Here is a 15,075-nt window from a genome sequence, read left to right as displayed (position 1 = left end):
CAGCAGGCACCTTAACCACCCGTCGCGCAGCGTTCATCGTAGGCCTCGACAACGAGTTGAGTGTTTATCCTGACCGCGTCGAATGCCTCGGCAGGTGTTCCGTCATTGGTCGCCTCGCGCAGGTAGTCCGCCATCTGGGCAATGTCGGCGCAGGGCGTTCCCAGCCAAAGTTCATTGATGACCCGCACCGACAGCAGTTTTTCGTACATCTGGGCGATCTGGTCCGGACGGGACAGGGCCTGGGTTTCGTCAACGGCGGCACGTAACTCGTCGCGGGCGGCCTCGGGATCCTGGGCAGGACCCGTGGCAAAGAGGATGCGCGCCCGCAACATGCGCAGGTCGATCTGCCCGATTGTGTCGAGGTCGTCAGAGGCGACGGAATTGACCACGGCGAGGGCGTCGTCGGTACGCGACTGCAAAAGCAGCGCCTCGGCCAGTGCGTATTTCTCATGCACGCCGTAGACATCCTTGTATTGCTGCCAAAGCGCAAAGATGTCGTCGGTCAGGCGGTGGACCTGGCCCCGCCGCGCTTCGATCTTGGCATAGGCGACGTTGTTCTTGTCCTCGGCCTGCAGGACGTAGATCTCTTCGTTGATCTGTTGCAGCTGCGAGACCTTCTCGACCGCCACGGTGCGCTCGGCGATTTCGCGGTATTTGCCTGGGTTCCAGACCTGGGTGTCGAATTTCTCATAGGCGACGACCGTGGCGACCGGGATGCCAAGGATGTAGCCCAGGCGTTTCAGCCAATCCACCATCGACAGGTTGGCGAGTTCCTCGGTCCAGGTTTTCTTTGGTGGTTCCTTGTTGAGATCCTCGCGGATCAGGTCGATTTTGGTTTCGGCCGCGATAAGCCTGCGTTCAAGATCGGAGATATCTGACATTCCAATTCCCTAAAAATTCACTTGGGGCCCCGGTGGGACCGTTCTTTGGATTTAATGTAGAAGTCAGATTACCGATTTTGCGCCACCTGCAAAGCCCACCCTGATGAATCGCACAAACCGGCCGGGCTGCGGCGATTTCTGTCCTTGCCGCGTGGGGTGATCTTTGAAATAAACGTCCTGCAATCAGGAGTTACCGTTCATGCCCGCTCGTATCTACAAGCCAGCCCGAAACGCCATGCAATCCGGCGTCGCCAAGACCAAGCATTGGGTTCTGGAATATGTGGCTGGCGAGGCGCGCAGTGTTGATCCGCTGATGGGCTGGACGTCGTCGTCGGACACACAGGCGCAGGTGAAGCTGCGGTTTTCGTCGAAAGAAGCGGCGTTGGAATATGCCGAGGAGAACGGCATAGATGCGGTGGTGCAGGAACCCAAGAGCCGCAAGCCCAACATCCGCGCCGGGGGGTATGGCGAGAACTTCGCGACCAACCGTCGTGGCGCCTGGACCCATTAATCCCGTCGCCCAACACATCTGAACTCTGGCACGACACCGGTGCTCCTGTGGCATCGCAGGCGCATAGCCTGCGCCATGCGGTTTGGTTTGACCGTGATCAAGGTGTGGGTCTTTGACATCTGCTATCCCTTTCGCTGGACAGATGAAGGAGGCGCCAAATGACGACCACGCAAAAGACCACACCGAAACCTGCCGCGAAACCGGCCCCCAAGACCAATTCCGCTGGCAACAACGCCGAAGAGTTGCCGGTCTTGCCGGAGGAAAAGGATGTCAACAGCCTGCGCAAGGCTTTTGAGGACGGCAGGTATCCCTATGACACCAAGATGGGCCGCGGTCCTTATGAGGCACAAAAGGCCAAGATCCAGGCGGAGTTGCTGAAGGTGCAGCATTGGGCGCAGGAAACCGGGCAGAAATTCGTTCTCTTGTTCGAAGGCCGCGATGCGGCGGGCAAGGGTGGCACGATCAAACGATTTACCGAGCATTTGAACCCAAGGCAGGCGCGCGTCGTGGCGCTGAACAAACCCACCGACGAGGAGCGGGGCCAGTGGTTTTTCCAACGCTATGTCAATCACTTGCCGACCAAGGGCGAAATGGTTTTCTATGACCGCTCGTGGTACAACCGTGCGGGCGTCGAGCGGGTGATGGGGTTTTGTGAGCCGACCGAATACCTTGAATTCATGCGCCAGACACCGGAATTGGAGCGGATGTTGGTGCGGTCGGGCATCCGGCTTTACAAATACTGGTTCTCGGTGACCCAGGATGAGCAGAAACGCCGCTTCGATAGCCGTGCGACCGACCCGTTGAAGCAATGGAAGCTCAGCCCGATTGACAAATTGAGCCTCGGTAAATGGGACGACTACACCGAGGCCAAGGAGGCGATGTTCTTTTATACCGACACCGCCGACGCGCCCTGGACCGTGGTCAAATCCCTCGACAAGAAACGTGCGCGTCTGAACTGCATGCTGCATTTCCTCGACTCGCTGGATTACCCGGGCAAGGATCTGGAAGTAGCAACACCGCCCGATCCGCTGATCGTCAGCACGGCGCAGCACGTGGTTCACCAGTCGAAGCATATCCTCGGGGCCGCACTGCACCCCGATCAGCGAAAGGCGCGCTGACGCCCCCTGTGGCCCGAATGCCGCCCTCTGGGCCGGGTTTTGCCGGCGCAGGCGCGGACTGTCTTGCCTCTGTCAAGCGGCAGGCGTAGGGCGGGGACATGCAACAGCCACAGGGATATCGTCACCACGCCAAGCGTGTGCTGACCCTTGGTCTGCCGCTCATCGGCAGCCACCTCGCGCAATTCGCCGTGACGCTCAGCGATGCGGTTATGCTCGGGTGGTATTCGGTCGAGGCGCTGGCGGCCGAAGTTCTGGGCGGGACGCTGTGGTTCGTTCTGTTCATCGTCGGTTCGGGCTTTGCCTTCGCGGTCATGCCGATGGTGGCCGCGGCCTATGAAATGGGCGATGAGACGCAGGTGCGGCGGGTCACCCGCATGGGGCTGTGGGCATCAACGCTTTTCGGCCTTGCCGTCCTGCCACTTGCCATATGGTCCGAGGCGCTCTTTCTCTGGCTGGGACAGGATGCCGACACCTCGGCCCTGGCGGCGGAATACCTGACGCTTGTGGGCTGGTCGATCCTGCCCGCGCTTCTGGTGATGGTGCTCAAGTCATTCCTTGCGGCCCTTGAGCGGACGCAGGTCGTGCTCTGGGTCACCGTCGCCTCGGTTCTTCTGAACATCGCGGTCAACTACCTGTTGATCTTCGGCAATTGGGGTTTCCCCGAAATGGGTATCCGCGGCGCGGCGATCGCGTCCCTCACGGTCAGCACCGGCTCCCTTGTCGTGCTGGTGATCTACATCATGCGGGTCACGCCGGAATTTTCGCTTTTCCAACGGCTTTGGCGGCCCGATTGGGAGGCGTTGGCCCAGGTGTTTCGCGTTGGTTGGCCTATTGGTCTGACCAATCTTTGCGAGGTCGGACTTTTCGCGGCATCTTCGGTGATGATGGGCTGGCTCGGGACCTTGCCGCTGGCTGCCCATGGCGCGGCGCTACAGGTAACGTCGGCAGTGTTCATGGTGCATATGGGGCTAAGCAATGCCGCCACCGTTCGCGCGGCGCAGGCTTACGAACGCGGCGACAATCGCGGCTTGCGGGATGGCGCGAAAGTGGTGATCGCGATGTCGATCTTTACCGCGCTGATGACCGTTCTGGCCTTCCTGATCTTCCCGGAATTCCTCATCGGCCTCTTCATGCATCCGGGCGAGGCAGAGCGCGCCGCGGTGATCGCCATCGGCGTGGGCCTTCTTGCCGCCGCCGCGCTTTTCCAGCTTGTCGATGCAGCGCAGGTGATGGCCCTCGGGCTGCTGCGCGGGCTGCAGGACACCAAGATCCCGATGATCATCGCCGCGATCAGCTATTGGCTCATCGGTGTGCCTGCCAGTTATCTTCTGGGCTTCACATGGGGCATGGGCGGCGTCGGCATCTGGCTGGGCCTCGCCATCGGTCTGGCGCTGGCGGGGGTCCTGATGATGGTGCGCTTCTGGGGGTGGTCCGTGCGTGTGCCAACGGCGCCGCAGGGGTGAAACCGCTGCCGGGCAGGGGCTTGTCGGAACTTCGCAAATCAGAGCTCTGGGGGCAGATCTAAACTGATTCCGCCTGCGGTTTCTCTTCCACCGCCTCGATCATGTCGACCCGCATCGCATGCCGGCCGCCTTCGAATTCGGCGGAAAGGAAAGCCTCCACGATCTCAAGCGCCAATCCTTCGCCGGTCACCCGCGCGCCAATCGACAGCATGTTGGCATTGTTGTGCTGGCGGATCATGCGGGCCGAAAACGTGTCGGCGCAGACACCGCAGCGGATCCCCTTAACCTTGTTGGCCGCCATCATGATCCCCTGGCCGGTTCCGCAACAGATGATGCCAAGACGACAATCGCCGGAGGCCACGCGCCTTGCCGCCGCTTGCCCATGTTTCGGGTAATGGGTGCTTTCGGGCGTCGTCGGCCCGATATCGACAACCTCCCAGCCAAGGCTGGCAATATGGGCCGCAATGGCCTGTCTGAGCGCGATTGCGGCGTGGTCGCTGGAAAGAACGATGCGGTTGTTTGCGGTCATCTGGCGGATTTCCTGTTGATTGGTTCTGTGACGTCGGGTGGCGTGCGGAGAAAAGGCGGCGCAGTTGATCTACTTTTCCTCGGACAGCAGCCGATCCGCCTTTTTCCGGACCAGCACCGTCCGCAGATCATGCATTGCCAGAAGCAGGGCATCTGTCACCTCTTCAAGCTGTGCATCGGTGGCTTTGCCCTGCACCCAATGGGCCGTTGTGTTGAGGTAATCGACAGCGCGGTGGATGTCGTCGATATCGCGATACTCGATCAGTTCCAGCCGCTCGGCCATCCACTCTTCGATTACTTCCATATCGCGCGCGCTCAATTCCCGCTCGCCATGGGCCTTGATCTCGCCCTTGCGGATGTTGACCACCGCGATCTGGTCCATGTCGATCCGGCGTTGCCGGTTCTCGGTGTCCACGCGAAACACGAAGGCACCGTTTTCGCGCACTCTGAAATAGTATTCCGGAAGATCCCCGGCCATGCTGCCCCCGAACTCATACGGGCCTGAACCTGACCCCGTCCGCGCGCAGCCTAGCCGACGCATGGCGCCGGGGAAAGCCCGCTTTCGACGCCGTCGGGTGGAATTCGAACGTGGTTATGGATGGAAGGCGCAACTCACTGCTTTCCCCCACCGAAATGGCGTCGTGCGGTTAGAGCCACGGAGCGGTCAGGAATAGGGATGTTTCGACTGGATCAGTGTCAGCCTTGACCAACCTGATTGCGCAGAGGCTACTCGCAGGTGCCTCAGCCGTGTTTGGCGTGCCAAGAAACATCTCGGATGCCTTGATGTTTCTCCAATAAGCCGTGAAAAAACCGGGGGTCTGGCCGAATGGCGGATTTGGCAGGAGCGCATTGAAACCTCGGCAGATCCCGTGGTGTTTTCGAAACAACTGGGCCCGGCTCACTGTGTCGAGAGTTGCTGCCATTTCGCTGTCCAAAAATACCGTGGCGGAGGAGGTGGGATTCGAACCCACGGTAGACTTTCACCTACGTCGGTTTTCAAGACCGGTGCATTCGACCACTCTGCCACTCCTCCGACATCACTTCCCTACCCAACATGTTTTGATTCTGAAAGACGTTGTTTTCTGTGGAAAATTGCCGAGCATGCACCTGCGGACTTTTCTTGAAGGCGACAACTCGCTATCCTTGTCGCGCGGGGACCAAAGCGCCGTAAGAGCAGATGGACCGGCACGAACCGGGGAACAGCGTCAAAAGGCGCGATTACAGGCAAGGGGCAAGGCATGATTTTTTGCAATAGAGGCCGCACATCCAGCTGGCGCAACATTGCGCTTGCAGGGGTCAGCTTGATTATGCTGGCCGGGTGCGAGGAGGGGGCAAAATTCAATCCTTTCAAGCAACTCAACCTGAACAAGAAGCCCGCTGAGGCCAGCGAGGCTTCGGGTAAGTCGTCTGTCAAGCTGGTCGAGCGCGATGTCGAGGCGCCGCAGGTGTTTCAGACCACCGGTAAGGGGCTTTGGGATGGGCGGCCATCGCTAGGCGGCGTCTGGGTGGCGCATCCGGATGTGAAAGAGCCCGAGCGTGTCATCATCCGCAACAATGACAATTCGAAATTCGTAATTGGCGCGCTTTTCCGCCGCGAACGCTCGAACCCCGGGCCGGCGCTGCAGGTGTCGTCGGATGCCGCCGCGGCCCTCGGTATGCTGGCCGGTGCTCCGGCAGAGTTGAACGTGACCGCGCTTCGCCGCGAGAAGGCCCCCGATCCTGCGGCGCAACCGGCTCCGGTGGAGGAGCCCGAGGCGCCCGCCGACGTTGAGGTCAGCACGCTTGATCCGGTTGCCGGCGCCGCATCGGCCCTTGACGAAGCGGAAATCGCTGGCGCGGCGTCTGCAGAACCCGAAGCCGCTGCAGTCGAACCCGAGGCTCAGACCCGCGCCGCTCCCGCCCCGGCGGCGCAGTCATCGTCGCTTGAAAAGCCATTTATCCAGATCGGGATTTTCAGCGTTGAGCAAAATGCCAACAACACCGCGACAGCGATGCGTCAGGCGGGTATGGTTCCGATTGTGAAAGAACAAAGCTCGCAGGGAAAAACCTTCTGGCGCGTGATTGTCGGCCCCGCAGCGGATAAATCCGAACGCAGTGTTCTTTTGAAAAAGATCAAGGGCATCGGATTTGACGACGCCTATCCCGTAACTAACTAGAAGCTCGTACCATGAACCGCCTTCTACGTATTCTCGCCCCGGCTCTTGCGACTTTGGCGCTGGCGCTGCCGTCCCATGCGTTCGACACCAAGGCCAAGGCCGCCTTCGTGATGGACATCACCACCGGCACCATCCTGATGGACAAGAACGCGGACACGCCCTTGCCGCCGGCCTCCATGTCGAAACTGATGACGCTCTACGTGGCGTTCGAGGCGATCCGGGACGGGCGTCTTTCGATGGATGAGGAATTGCCGGTGTCGACCCATGCGATGAGCTATGGCGGCTCGACCATGTTCCTGGACACGACTGACAAGGTGCGGGTGGATGATCTATTGCGGGGCATTATCGTGCTGTCAGGCAACGATGCCTGCGCGGTCATCGCCGAGGCGCTCAGCCCGGATGGAACCGAGGCCGGGTTTGCCCGCTTCATGACGCAGCGCGCGCAGCAGTTGGGCATGACCAACTCGACGTTCATGAATTCAAATGGTTGGCCTGCACCGGGTCATTTGATGAGCACGCGGGACCTGGCCCTGCTGGCCAAGCACCTGATCGAGGATTTCCCCGAATTCTATCCAATGTTTGCCGAGACCGAGTTCGAATTTGACGGCCGCGCGCCCAAGAATACCCAGAACCGCAATCCATTGCTGAAGCTCGGCATCGGTGCCGATGGCCTCAAGACCGGGCATACTGTCAAGGCGGGATATGGCCTGACCGGCTCTGCCAAACAGGGCGAGCGGCGGATCGTGTTCGTTGTTTCGGGTCTCGACAGCATCAAGCAGCGCGCCGAAGAGAGCTCGGCCATCGTCAACTGGGCGTTTCGCCAATTTGTAGAGAAATCGGTGGTCAAAGCCGGCGAGCAGGTGGCCCGCGCGGATGTCTGGATGGGCAGCGCCAACAGTGTCGGCCTGACCGTGGCCGAAGATGTGATCACCCTGATGCCCGTCTTGGGCGGCGATGACCTGAAGGCCGAGATCGTCTATACCGGACCTTTGCGCGCCCCGATCACGCAAGGCGACGAGTTGGCTGAACTGGTTTTTGCCGCCGAAGGTCTGCCCGAAACGCGGATCCCACTGGTCGCGGCAGAAGACGTGGCCAAGGGTGGTTTCGTCGCGCGCCTCCGCACGGTTTCGGGCGTGTTGCTTACACGGTTGCAGCAGGGGTCCGAGGGCGGATTTTGAGCGGGCAGGGCAGGTTTGTCACCTTTGAGGGGATCGACGGCTCGGGCAAATCCACACAAGCGCGTCTGCTGGCGGATCATCTGCGCGACACCGGCCATGAGGTTATCCTGACGCGTGAGCCGGGCGGTAGTCCCGGCGCAGAAGACATTCGCAAACTAGTCCTTGAGGGGGATGCGGATCGCTGGTCGGCGGAAACGGAACTGCTGCTTTTCAACGCAGCGCGGCGGGATCATCTGGAACGTCTGATCGCGCCCTCTGTCGCAGCCGGGAAAGTTGTGATCTGCGACCGGTTTGCCGACAGTACCCGCATGTATCAGGGCCTCGGGCGTGCCGATCTTCGCGGGTTGGTGGACAAGTTGCACCGGCTGGTGATCGGAAGGGAGCCGGATGTGACCGTGCTGATCGACATGGATCCGGAAACGGGACTGCAACGGGCGCTGGCGCGAGGTGGGGATGAAGAGAGGTTCGAATCCTTCGGCACTGACATGCAGCGTCGGATGCGCGAGGGGTTCCTCGCGTTGGCAGAGGAATTTTCCAACCGTTTCATTGTGATAGATGGTGCGCGCGAGGTTGCCGATGTCGCCCTCGATGTGCGCAATGCGGTTGAGGCACGCCTCTGATGGCGGCGGAGGACACACCGCCGGAGCCGGATCGTGTCGAGGGGGCGCCGCACCCGCGCGAGACGCCCCGGCTGATCGGGCAGGACGGGGCAGAAGCCGCGTTTCTAGAGGCCTTCAATTCCGGACGGATGCACCATGGCTGGCTCATCACCGGGCCGCGTGGCGTCGGCAAGGCAACGCTGGCCTGGCGCATCGCGCGGTTTTTACTGGCCACGCCGGAGGCTGAGGAGGGCGGGCTTTTCGGCGATGCCCCGCCCGCGCCGGAAACGCTCGATATCGCTGCCGATCATCCGGTGGCGCGGCGTCTTCTGGCCGGATCCGACCCGGGGCTGTTTCACATCACCCGGACGCCGAACGAGAAAACCGGGCGGATGCGTGACATGATCGTGGCCGATGACGTGCGGCGCCTGAACCAGTTCTTGCAACTGAGTGCCACCGATGGCGGGCGTCGCGTCGTGATCCTTGATTGCGCCGACGAGATGAACGTACAGGCCGCGAATGCGCTTCTGAAGATGCTCGAAGAACCGCCCGCGCGCACGATCCTCCTGCTCATAAGCCATCAACCCTCGCGCCTCTTGCCGACGATCCGGTCGCGGTGTCGTGAATTGCGCCTGTCGCCGCTGGCTGCATCGGATATGGCCGCCGCCCTCGCGCAGGCCGATATCGACGCGCCAGAGGATGCCGCGGCATTGGCGGAGCTTTCGGGCGGGTCCGTGGGCGAGGCGGTGCGGCTCATCAAGCTGGGCGGCTTGACGCTCTATGCCGAGCTGGTCGCGATCATCGGCACCCTGCCGCAGCTTGACCGCGCCCGTGCCTTGAAACTAGCGGAGGTGGCGGCGGCCCGTGGCGGCGAAGACCGGCTCGATCTGCTTTTTGGTTTGACGGACCTCCTGCTGGCGCGGCTGGCCCGCACCGGGGCTGTTGGCGCCCCGCCGGAGGCCGAGGCTGCACCGGGTGAAGCGGAGGTGTTCGCGCGCCTGTCTTCGACGCCGCATCTGGGCCGCGCCTGGGCGGAATGTGCCGCCGAGATCGGCGCGCGGGCGCGTCATGGGCGGGCGGTCAACCTTGACCCTGCCGCGCTCGTCCTAGATACGGTGTTCAGGATACAGCAAACCGCCGCGGGCTAGCCCCGCCAAGGGCCAGACGATGACCAACCAGATCCAGATCACCGACAGCCATTGCCACCTGGATTTCCCGGATTTCGACGCCGAACGCGATGCCGTGATCGACCGCGCGGTTGCGGCGGGGGTGACCCGCATGGTGACCATTTGCACCCGGCTCAGATTGGAGCCGCAGGTGCGCGCGATTGCCGAGCAATACACGCCGGTCTTCTACGCCGCCGGCACCCACCCGATGAGCGCCGCCGAAGAGCCGCTGGCCACGGTCGAAGAACTAGTGGCCCTGGCTCGGCATCCGAAACTCGTGGGCATTGGCGAGACGGGCCTCGATTATCATTACACCTCGGAAAGTGCTGATATCCAAAAGAAATCACTGCGCCTCCATATTGAGGCGGCGCGTCAGACCGGCCTGCCACTCATCATCCATGCCCGCGCTGCGGATGACGACATGGCGCGCATCCTGACCGAAGAGTACCGCAACGGCGCTTACACTTGCGTGATGCACTGTTTTTCGTCCGGCGCCGAACTGGCGCGGGCCGCGCTGGACCTGGGGTTTTACCTCTCCATGTCGGGCATCGCGGCCTTTCCGAAGAGCCAGGAGTTGCGCGATATTTTCGCCGCTGCGCCGGTGGATCGCATCCTGGTGGAAACAGACGCGCCCTACCTCGCGCCGCCGCCCTATCGCGGCAAACGCAACGAGCCGGCCTATACCCTGCACACGGCCCAGAAGGGCGCGGAGGTCTTCGGTATGGAATGGGCCGATTTTGCCGCCCAAACGCAGGACAATTTCGACCGGTTGTTCTGGAAGGCGGCCGCCTATGAGGATGCCGCCTAATGGCCGAATTGCGCTTTACCATCCTGGGCAGCGGTTCGTCCGGCGGCGTGCCGCGCCTGGGCGGACACTGGGGCGATTGCGACCCGTCGAACCCTCGCAACTATCGCCGCCGGTGTTCGATGCTGGTCGAGCGTGTGACGGAGGGTGGCATAACCCGCGTGTTGATCGACACCTCGCCCGACCTGCGCACGCAGCTTCTGGATGCGGGTGTCGGTGAGCTGGACGGCGTGGTCTACACCCACGCCCATGCGGACCATGTGCACGGTCTTGATGATCTGCGGATGATCGTCTTCAACATGAAACGCCGCTTGCCGGTCTGGGCCGATGGTGCAACACAGGACGCGCTTTTTTCGCGCTTTGGCTACGCCTTTGTGCAACCCGAAGGCTCGCCCTATCCGCCGATCCTCGACATGCACACGATTGATGGCGATGTGGTGATCGACGGGGCCGGCGGGGCAATCACGCTGACGCCGTTTAAGGTGGGTCATGGGTCCATCGACGCGCTTGGCTTCAAGGTTGGTGGGCTTGCCTATCTTCCCGATGTGGCGGAGATCCCCGAGGATGTCTGGCCGGTCTTGGAAGGTCTCGATTGCTGGGTGCTCGATTCCCTGCGCCGCACACCGCACCCGACCCATTCGCATTTCAAGCAATCGGTCGAATGGATGCACCGGGCGCGGCCCAGGCAGGGCGTGTTGACCAATATGCATATCGACCTCGACTACCAGGCGGTCATTGACGAGACCCCCGATTGGATCACCGCCGCTTATGACGGCATGGTGATCACCTACCCGGACTGAGCGGCCCGATGCAGGCGCTCTTGGAGGTCATCCTGCCGGTTTTTGTCGTCACCGGATTTGGATATCTGGCGGTGTGGCGCGGGTGGTTTTCCGACGCCGGTGTCGACGGGTTGATGAACTTCACCCAGAAATTCGCCATTCCCTGCCTGCTCTTCACCGCGATTGCCCGGCTGGACCTGGGGCAGAGTTTCGACTGGCGGCTGCTCATCAGCTTCTATACCGGCGCTCTGGCCGGGTTCCTTCTGGGCCTTCTGGGCGCGCGGCATTTCTTCGGGCGGTCGTGGGAGGATGCAGTGGCCATTGGCTTCTGCTGCCTCTTCTCCAACACGGTTTTGCTGGGTCTGCCGCTAACCGAACGGGCCTATGGGGCCGATGCTTTGAGCGTCAACTACGCGATCATCGCGCTGCATTCGCCGTTCTGCTACGGCATCGGGATCACCGCGATGGAGATCACCCGGGCGCGGAGCACCGCCGGTGTGGCGCTGGCCGGTAAGGTCCTCAAGGCGATGTTTTCGAACGCGCTCATCATCGGGATCGCGCTTGGGTTTGTGGTGAACCTGTCCGGTCTACCAATCCCTGGCGTGTTCGACGATGCGCTGGATCTCCTCGTGCGCGCGGCGCTACCGGCGGCGCTTTTCGGGTTGGGTGGCGTGCTGGTGCGCTATCGGCCCGAAGGTGATCTGCGCGTGATCCTCTTTGTCTGCGTGATTGCGCTTGTCATCCATCCGCTCATCACCCGCGGGTTCGTTGCGGCCTTTGCCCTGCCGGTCGACGTGGTGCGGGCGGCGGTCCTGACGGCGGCGATGGCGCCCGGGATCAACACCTATATCTTCGCCAATATGTACGGCGCCGCGCGGCGTGTGGCGGCGTCGAGCGTGCTCATCGGCACGGCGCTGTCGATCCTGACGGTCTGGGTCTGGTTGGGGCTCTTGCCGTAGCTTTTGAAATGTAACCCGGCGCGGAATCAAGGCCGCAGGCCGCCGTGCGATCGCCAGACCGCCCGCAAGGGCTGGCGATTTGGAGAGGATCAGTAAACATTCAAAGGTTCTTCAGACCTGGCGAAGATAGAGCGCGTTTAACCAGCGTCTGATCGCCATTCCGCGGTCTGGCGATCACGCGGCTCACCACCGACGCCTGCCCAACGCCGAAGCTGACTTAGCTCTTCTCCGGCGGTGCGCCACCCGTGAAGGCGTTGCCATTGGCATAATCGCAAGGGGCCTCCTGCATCTCAAGATGCAGTCCCTTACCGGTATAAGGATGCGCGCGGGCCAGGTCCTCATCGACCTCGATGCCAAGTCCGGGGGCTTCGGGTGGCACGATGAACCCCTCTTCGACGCTGATCGTGTTCTTGATGAGCGCCGCGTGGAAGGGCGTGTCGATGGTTTCGGCCATCAGCAGGTTCGGGATCGACGCACCGAGATGGATATTGGCCGCCCATTCCACCGGCCCGGCATAGAGATGCGGGGCCATCTGCGCGTTATAGACCTCGGCCATGGCGGCGACCTTCTTCATCTCCCAGATACCGCCCGCGCGGCCCAATGCCGGTTGCAGGATCGTTGCCGCCCCCGCGCGCAGAACCGGGGCAAATTCGGCCTTGGTCGTCAGACGCTCGCCCGTTGCTACTGGGATCGCGACCGCCTGCGCGACCTTGGCCATCTCCGCCACATTGTCCGGCGGGATCGGCTCTTCGAACCAGAGGGGCCCGTAGGGCTCAAGGGCTTTGCCCAGACGAATGGCGCCGGCCGTGGTGAACTGCCCGTGGGTGCCAAAGAGTAGATCGGCCTTGGTGCCGACAGCTTCCCGAATGGCACGGCAAAAGGCGACCGACAGGTCGATATCCGTCATCGCAGGCATATGCCCGCCGCGCAGTGTATACGGCCCGGCGGGGTCGAACTTGACGGCGGTATACCCCAGATCGACCATCGCCGCCGCCGTTTCTGCCGCCATTTCGGGCGAGGTCCAGAAGGCGTTCAGATCGTGATGGGGCAGCGGGTACAGGTAGGTATAGGCGCGGATGCGATCGTTCATACGCCCGCCCAGCATCGCCCAGACGGGCCGTTCCCGGGCCTTGCCGAGAATGTCCCAGCAGGCGATTTCAAGCCCGGAAAACGCGCCCATTACTGTCAGATCCGGGCGCTGCGTGAAACCCGAGGAATAGGCGCGGCGGAACATCAGCTCAATGTTTTCGGGGTTTTCGCCCAACATATGCCGGTCGAACACGTCGCGGATGACGGGCTTCATCGCCTCAGGCCCGATGGAGGAGGCATAACACTCCCCCCAGCCGGTGGTGCCATTGTCGGTCGTGAGCTTGACCAAGATCCAGTAGCGCCCTCCCCATCCGGGGGAAGGAGGCGCGGTGATGATGATGTCGAGGTCTTGCAGGCGCATGGCGGGCTCCGATCAGGTTCTGACCACGCTGCCCCGCGGGACTGGCAGGGGCAAGCCCAAATACGGCGCGGATATGTCGGATTTGGCGGGTAGGCGGCCTGCGTGAAATAGGCGGCTGGATCTGGTTGACACCGCCCCCCGTGGGACTATTACGGGGCTCAGGTTCAGCACGAACCGACAGCTCGCCGACCTAACGGATGCCAGCCAGCCCTTTCCACTGGTTATTCGGAGGCGACATGACCAAACTATCCTATATCACATTGCTGCCCTTCCTTGCGGTGCCTGCGGTTGGACAGGCCAAAACACTCTCGATCCTGATGGCGGACCTTTCCAATGAAGGTGTCTACCGGTTTTCCGATACCGATGGTTACGGTACCACCACCGACCGCGAGGGCGCGCTTTTCTTCGACGGCTCGGCGCTTGGCCTGACGGGCCTCAACGTCTTCACGCTTGAAGGTAAAAACGGCGTCTACTACGCGGGCGAAGGCGATACCGACACGGTCTACCGGCTGGAAGACCTGGACGGGAATGGTGATGCCAATGATCTGGGCGAATCCCGCGTCTGGTTCTCATCCGCAAACGCCGGGGGCTACAAGCTCCACACGCCCAACGGGATGGCGATCGGGTCGGACGGCGCGGTTTACGTGACCGAGGCGGATGTGCTCTCGGACCAGAGCGGCGATTTCATTTTCCGCACCGTCGACCTCAACAATGACGGGGATGCGAATGACGCGGGCGAGGCGACACCCTGGCTCGATCTCAAGGCGTTGAATGGCAAATCCTCGCCATTTGAAATCTCCTTCGATGGTGACGTGGCCTATATTTCCGATCTGGTGGGCACCGATGACAACGTGATCTATCGGGCCGAGGATGTGGATGGCTCAGGTACGGTCGAGGCCGATGAGGTGACAGTTTTCATTGATGAAAATAACGCATTCGGAGCGCCGGTCGATTTTGGCATGACCGCGCTCGATGGCACGGTCTATACGCTGGAGTTCCTCGATTTCACCAACCCGGCCTCGCTTTTCGGCCTGATCGACACGGATGGTGATGGCAAGATCACGGATGCCGACACCGTCACCCAAGTCTGGAATGCAGGGGCGCTGCCGGACGGGTTCGGATTTGACTTCGGCTTTGATCTGAATTCCGACGGCTCCGGCACCCTGGCGCTAGTGTCGAATGGGCTGACGCCGGAAACATCGGGCGTTTACCTGCTCAAGGATCTGAACGGCGACATGGATTTCCTGGACGATGGCGAAACGGTTGTGTTTGCGTCTGGTGTCGCGTTTCCGGGCATTTTCGACAAGCCGCGCCCCGTGGCCTTCTATGACGGGCCGACCGGTATTTCGACGGTGCCGCTCCCGGCGGGTGGATTGCTCATGCTGAGCGCGCTTGGCCTTCTGGCGCTGCGCCGTCGTTAAAGCGTCGTTTCGAAAATCGAACCGGTTCAACGAGCCGTTCCGCCCGGCGGCACCGCCGGGC

At 61.8% G+C, this 15,075-nt stretch carries 15 protein-coding genes and 1 tRNA gene; 11 read left to right on the top strand and 5 right to left on the bottom strand.

What is annotated here, in order from left to right; translation table 11 throughout:
* Window positions 1-11: 11 nt before the first annotated feature.
* On the bottom strand, window positions 12-881 hold the full coding sequence (locus RBB29_RS20600; RefSeq protein ID WP_306116782.1) for a hypothetical protein: 870 nt from the start codon (window positions 879-881) through the stop codon (window positions 12-14).
* A 199-nt stretch (window positions 882-1,080) separates the two neighbouring features.
* Between RBB29_RS20600 and RBB29_RS20595 the strand changes: the two genes are divergently transcribed.
* From RBB29_RS20595 to RBB29_RS20585, 3 genes are all read left to right on the top strand, one after another.
* Entirely contained in the window at window positions 1,081-1,392 is a 312-nt protein-coding gene (locus RBB29_RS20595; protein ID WP_306116783.1) for an ETC complex I subunit, read from the top strand.
* A 158-nt stretch (window positions 1,393-1,550) separates the two neighbouring features.
* Window positions 1,551-2,510, top strand: a complete 960-nt coding sequence (ppk2, locus tag RBB29_RS20590; protein ID WP_306116784.1) for a polyphosphate kinase 2 — start codon at window positions 1,551-1,553, stop codon at window positions 2,508-2,510.
* 98 nt (window positions 2,511-2,608) lie between these two features.
* The gene (locus RBB29_RS20585) at window positions 2,609-3,973 is read left to right on the top strand and encodes an MATE family efflux transporter (RefSeq protein WP_306116785.1); all 1,365 of its coding nucleotides are present in this window, start codon (window positions 2,609-2,611) and stop codon (window positions 3,971-3,973) included.
* Between the two features lie 58 nt (window positions 3,974-4,031).
* Here RBB29_RS20585 and rpiB read toward each other — a convergent pair whose 3' ends face one another.
* From rpiB to RBB29_RS20570, 3 genes are all read right to left on the bottom strand, one after another.
* A complete protein-coding gene (rpiB, locus tag RBB29_RS20580; RefSeq protein WP_306116786.1) occupies window positions 4,032-4,502 on the bottom strand; it encodes a ribose 5-phosphate isomerase B in 471 nt (156 codons plus the stop codon).
* Window positions 4,503-4,571: 69 nt separating this feature from the next.
* Window positions 4,572-4,979 carry a hypothetical protein gene (locus tag RBB29_RS20575; protein WP_306116787.1) on the bottom strand — a complete coding sequence of 136 codons (408 nt, stop codon included), beginning with the start codon at window positions 4,977-4,979 and terminating at the stop codon, window positions 4,572-4,574.
* 465 nt (window positions 4,980-5,444) lie between these two features.
* Window positions 5,445-5,534: transfer RNA gene (locus tag RBB29_RS20570), tRNA-Ser, on the bottom strand.
* Window positions 5,535-5,739: 205 nt separating this feature from the next.
* Between RBB29_RS20570 and RBB29_RS20565 the strand changes: the two genes are divergently transcribed.
* The 7 genes from RBB29_RS20565 to RBB29_RS20535 are packed head-to-tail and all read left to right on the top strand — an operon-like array spanning window position 5,740 to window position 12,143.
* Window positions 5,740-6,657 carry an SPOR domain-containing protein gene (locus RBB29_RS20565; RefSeq protein WP_306116788.1) on the top strand — a complete coding sequence of 306 codons (918 nt, stop codon included), beginning with the start codon at window positions 5,740-5,742 and terminating at the stop codon, window positions 6,655-6,657.
* Between the two features lie 11 nt (window positions 6,658-6,668).
* Window positions 6,669-7,835: a D-alanyl-D-alanine carboxypeptidase family protein gene (locus tag RBB29_RS20560; protein ID WP_306116789.1), complete on the top strand. Its 1,167-nt coding sequence runs from the start codon at window positions 6,669-6,671 to the stop codon at window positions 7,833-7,835.
* On the top strand, window positions 7,832-8,455 hold the full coding sequence (tmk, locus tag RBB29_RS20555) for a dTMP kinase (RefSeq protein ID WP_306116790.1): 624 nt from the start codon (window positions 7,832-7,834) through the stop codon (window positions 8,453-8,455). Before RBB29_RS20560 ends, tmk begins: the two co-directional genes overlap by 4 nt.
* Window positions 8,455-9,582 carry a DNA polymerase III subunit delta' gene (locus tag RBB29_RS20550; RefSeq protein WP_306116791.1) on the top strand — a complete coding sequence of 376 codons (1,128 nt, stop codon included), beginning with the start codon at window positions 8,455-8,457 and terminating at the stop codon, window positions 9,580-9,582. The genes tmk and RBB29_RS20550 overlap by 1 nt, the downstream gene beginning before the upstream one ends.
* Window positions 9,583-9,601: 19 nt before the next feature.
* Window positions 9,602-10,408, top strand: a complete 807-nt coding sequence (locus tag RBB29_RS20545) for a TatD family hydrolase (RefSeq protein ID WP_306116792.1) — start codon at window positions 9,602-9,604, stop codon at window positions 10,406-10,408.
* Window positions 10,408-11,205, top strand: a complete 798-nt coding sequence (locus tag RBB29_RS20540; RefSeq protein ID WP_306116793.1) for an MBL fold metallo-hydrolase — start codon at window positions 10,408-10,410, stop codon at window positions 11,203-11,205. The genes RBB29_RS20545 and RBB29_RS20540 overlap by 1 nt, the downstream gene beginning before the upstream one ends.
* A gap of 8 nt (window positions 11,206-11,213) precedes the next feature.
* On the top strand, window positions 11,214-12,143 hold the full coding sequence (locus tag RBB29_RS20535; RefSeq protein WP_306116794.1) for an AEC family transporter: 930 nt from the start codon (window positions 11,214-11,216) through the stop codon (window positions 12,141-12,143).
* Window positions 12,144-12,360: 217 nt separating this feature from the next.
* Here the strand turns inward: RBB29_RS20535 and RBB29_RS20530 are convergent, their stop codons facing one another.
* Window positions 12,361-13,593 carry a mandelate racemase/muconate lactonizing enzyme family protein gene (locus tag RBB29_RS20530; protein WP_306116795.1) on the bottom strand — a complete coding sequence of 411 codons (1,233 nt, stop codon included), beginning with the start codon at window positions 13,591-13,593 and terminating at the stop codon, window positions 12,361-12,363.
* A 236-nt stretch (window positions 13,594-13,829) separates the two neighbouring features.
* Here RBB29_RS20530 and RBB29_RS20525 point away from each other — a divergent pair, with 236 nt between their 5' ends.
* Window positions 13,830-15,014, top strand: a complete 1,185-nt coding sequence (locus tag RBB29_RS20525) for a hypothetical protein (protein WP_306116796.1) — start codon at window positions 13,830-13,832, stop codon at window positions 15,012-15,014.
* The last annotated feature ends 61 nt before the right edge of the window (window positions 15,015-15,075 follow it).

The organism is Roseovarius sp. MMSF_3359, assembly GCF_030733385.1.
In the GTDB taxonomy this organism is placed as follows: Bacteria; Pseudomonadota; Alphaproteobacteria; order Rhodobacterales; family Rhodobacteraceae; genus Roseovarius.
Note: the sequence above shows the minus strand (reverse complement) of the source record. Positions and strands in the feature narration are given on the sequence as shown.

Coding starts and splice junctions, on each gene's coding strand:
- RBB29_RS20550 (WP_306116791.1), top strand. CDS start 8,455: ATGGCGGCGGAGGACACACCGCCGGAGCCGGATCGTGTCGAGGGGGCG.
- ppk2 (WP_306116784.1), top strand. CDS start 1,551: ATGACGACCACGCAAAAGACCACACCGAAACCTGCCGCGAAACCGGCC.
- RBB29_RS20600 (WP_306116782.1), bottom strand. CDS start 881: ATGTCAGATATCTCCGATCTTGAACGCAGGCTTATCGCGGCCGAAACC.
- RBB29_RS20575 (WP_306116787.1), bottom strand. CDS start 4,979: ATGGCCGGGGATCTTCCGGAATACTATTTCAGAGTGCGCGAAAACGGT.
- rpiB (WP_306116786.1), bottom strand. CDS start 4,502: ATGACCGCAAACAACCGCATCGTTCTTTCCAGCGACCACGCCGCAATC.
- RBB29_RS20525 (WP_306116796.1), top strand. CDS start 13,830: ATGACCAAACTATCCTATATCACATTGCTGCCCTTCCTTGCGGTGCCT.
- RBB29_RS20560 (WP_306116789.1), top strand. CDS start 6,669: ATGAACCGCCTTCTACGTATTCTCGCCCCGGCTCTTGCGACTTTGGCG.
- RBB29_RS20565 (WP_306116788.1), top strand. CDS start 5,740: ATGATTTTTTGCAATAGAGGCCGCACATCCAGCTGGCGCAACATTGCG.
- RBB29_RS20585 (WP_306116785.1), top strand. CDS start 2,609: ATGCAACAGCCACAGGGATATCGTCACCACGCCAAGCGTGTGCTGACC.
- RBB29_RS20545 (WP_306116792.1), top strand. CDS start 9,602: ATGACCAACCAGATCCAGATCACCGACAGCCATTGCCACCTGGATTTC.
- RBB29_RS20530 (WP_306116795.1), bottom strand. CDS start 13,593: ATGCGCCTGCAAGACCTCGACATCATCATCACCGCGCCTCCTTCCCCC.
- RBB29_RS20595 (WP_306116783.1), top strand. CDS start 1,081: ATGCCCGCTCGTATCTACAAGCCAGCCCGAAACGCCATGCAATCCGGC.
- RBB29_RS20535 (WP_306116794.1), top strand. CDS start 11,214: ATGCAGGCGCTCTTGGAGGTCATCCTGCCGGTTTTTGTCGTCACCGGA.
- RBB29_RS20540 (WP_306116793.1), top strand. CDS start 10,408: ATGGCCGAATTGCGCTTTACCATCCTGGGCAGCGGTTCGTCCGGCGGC.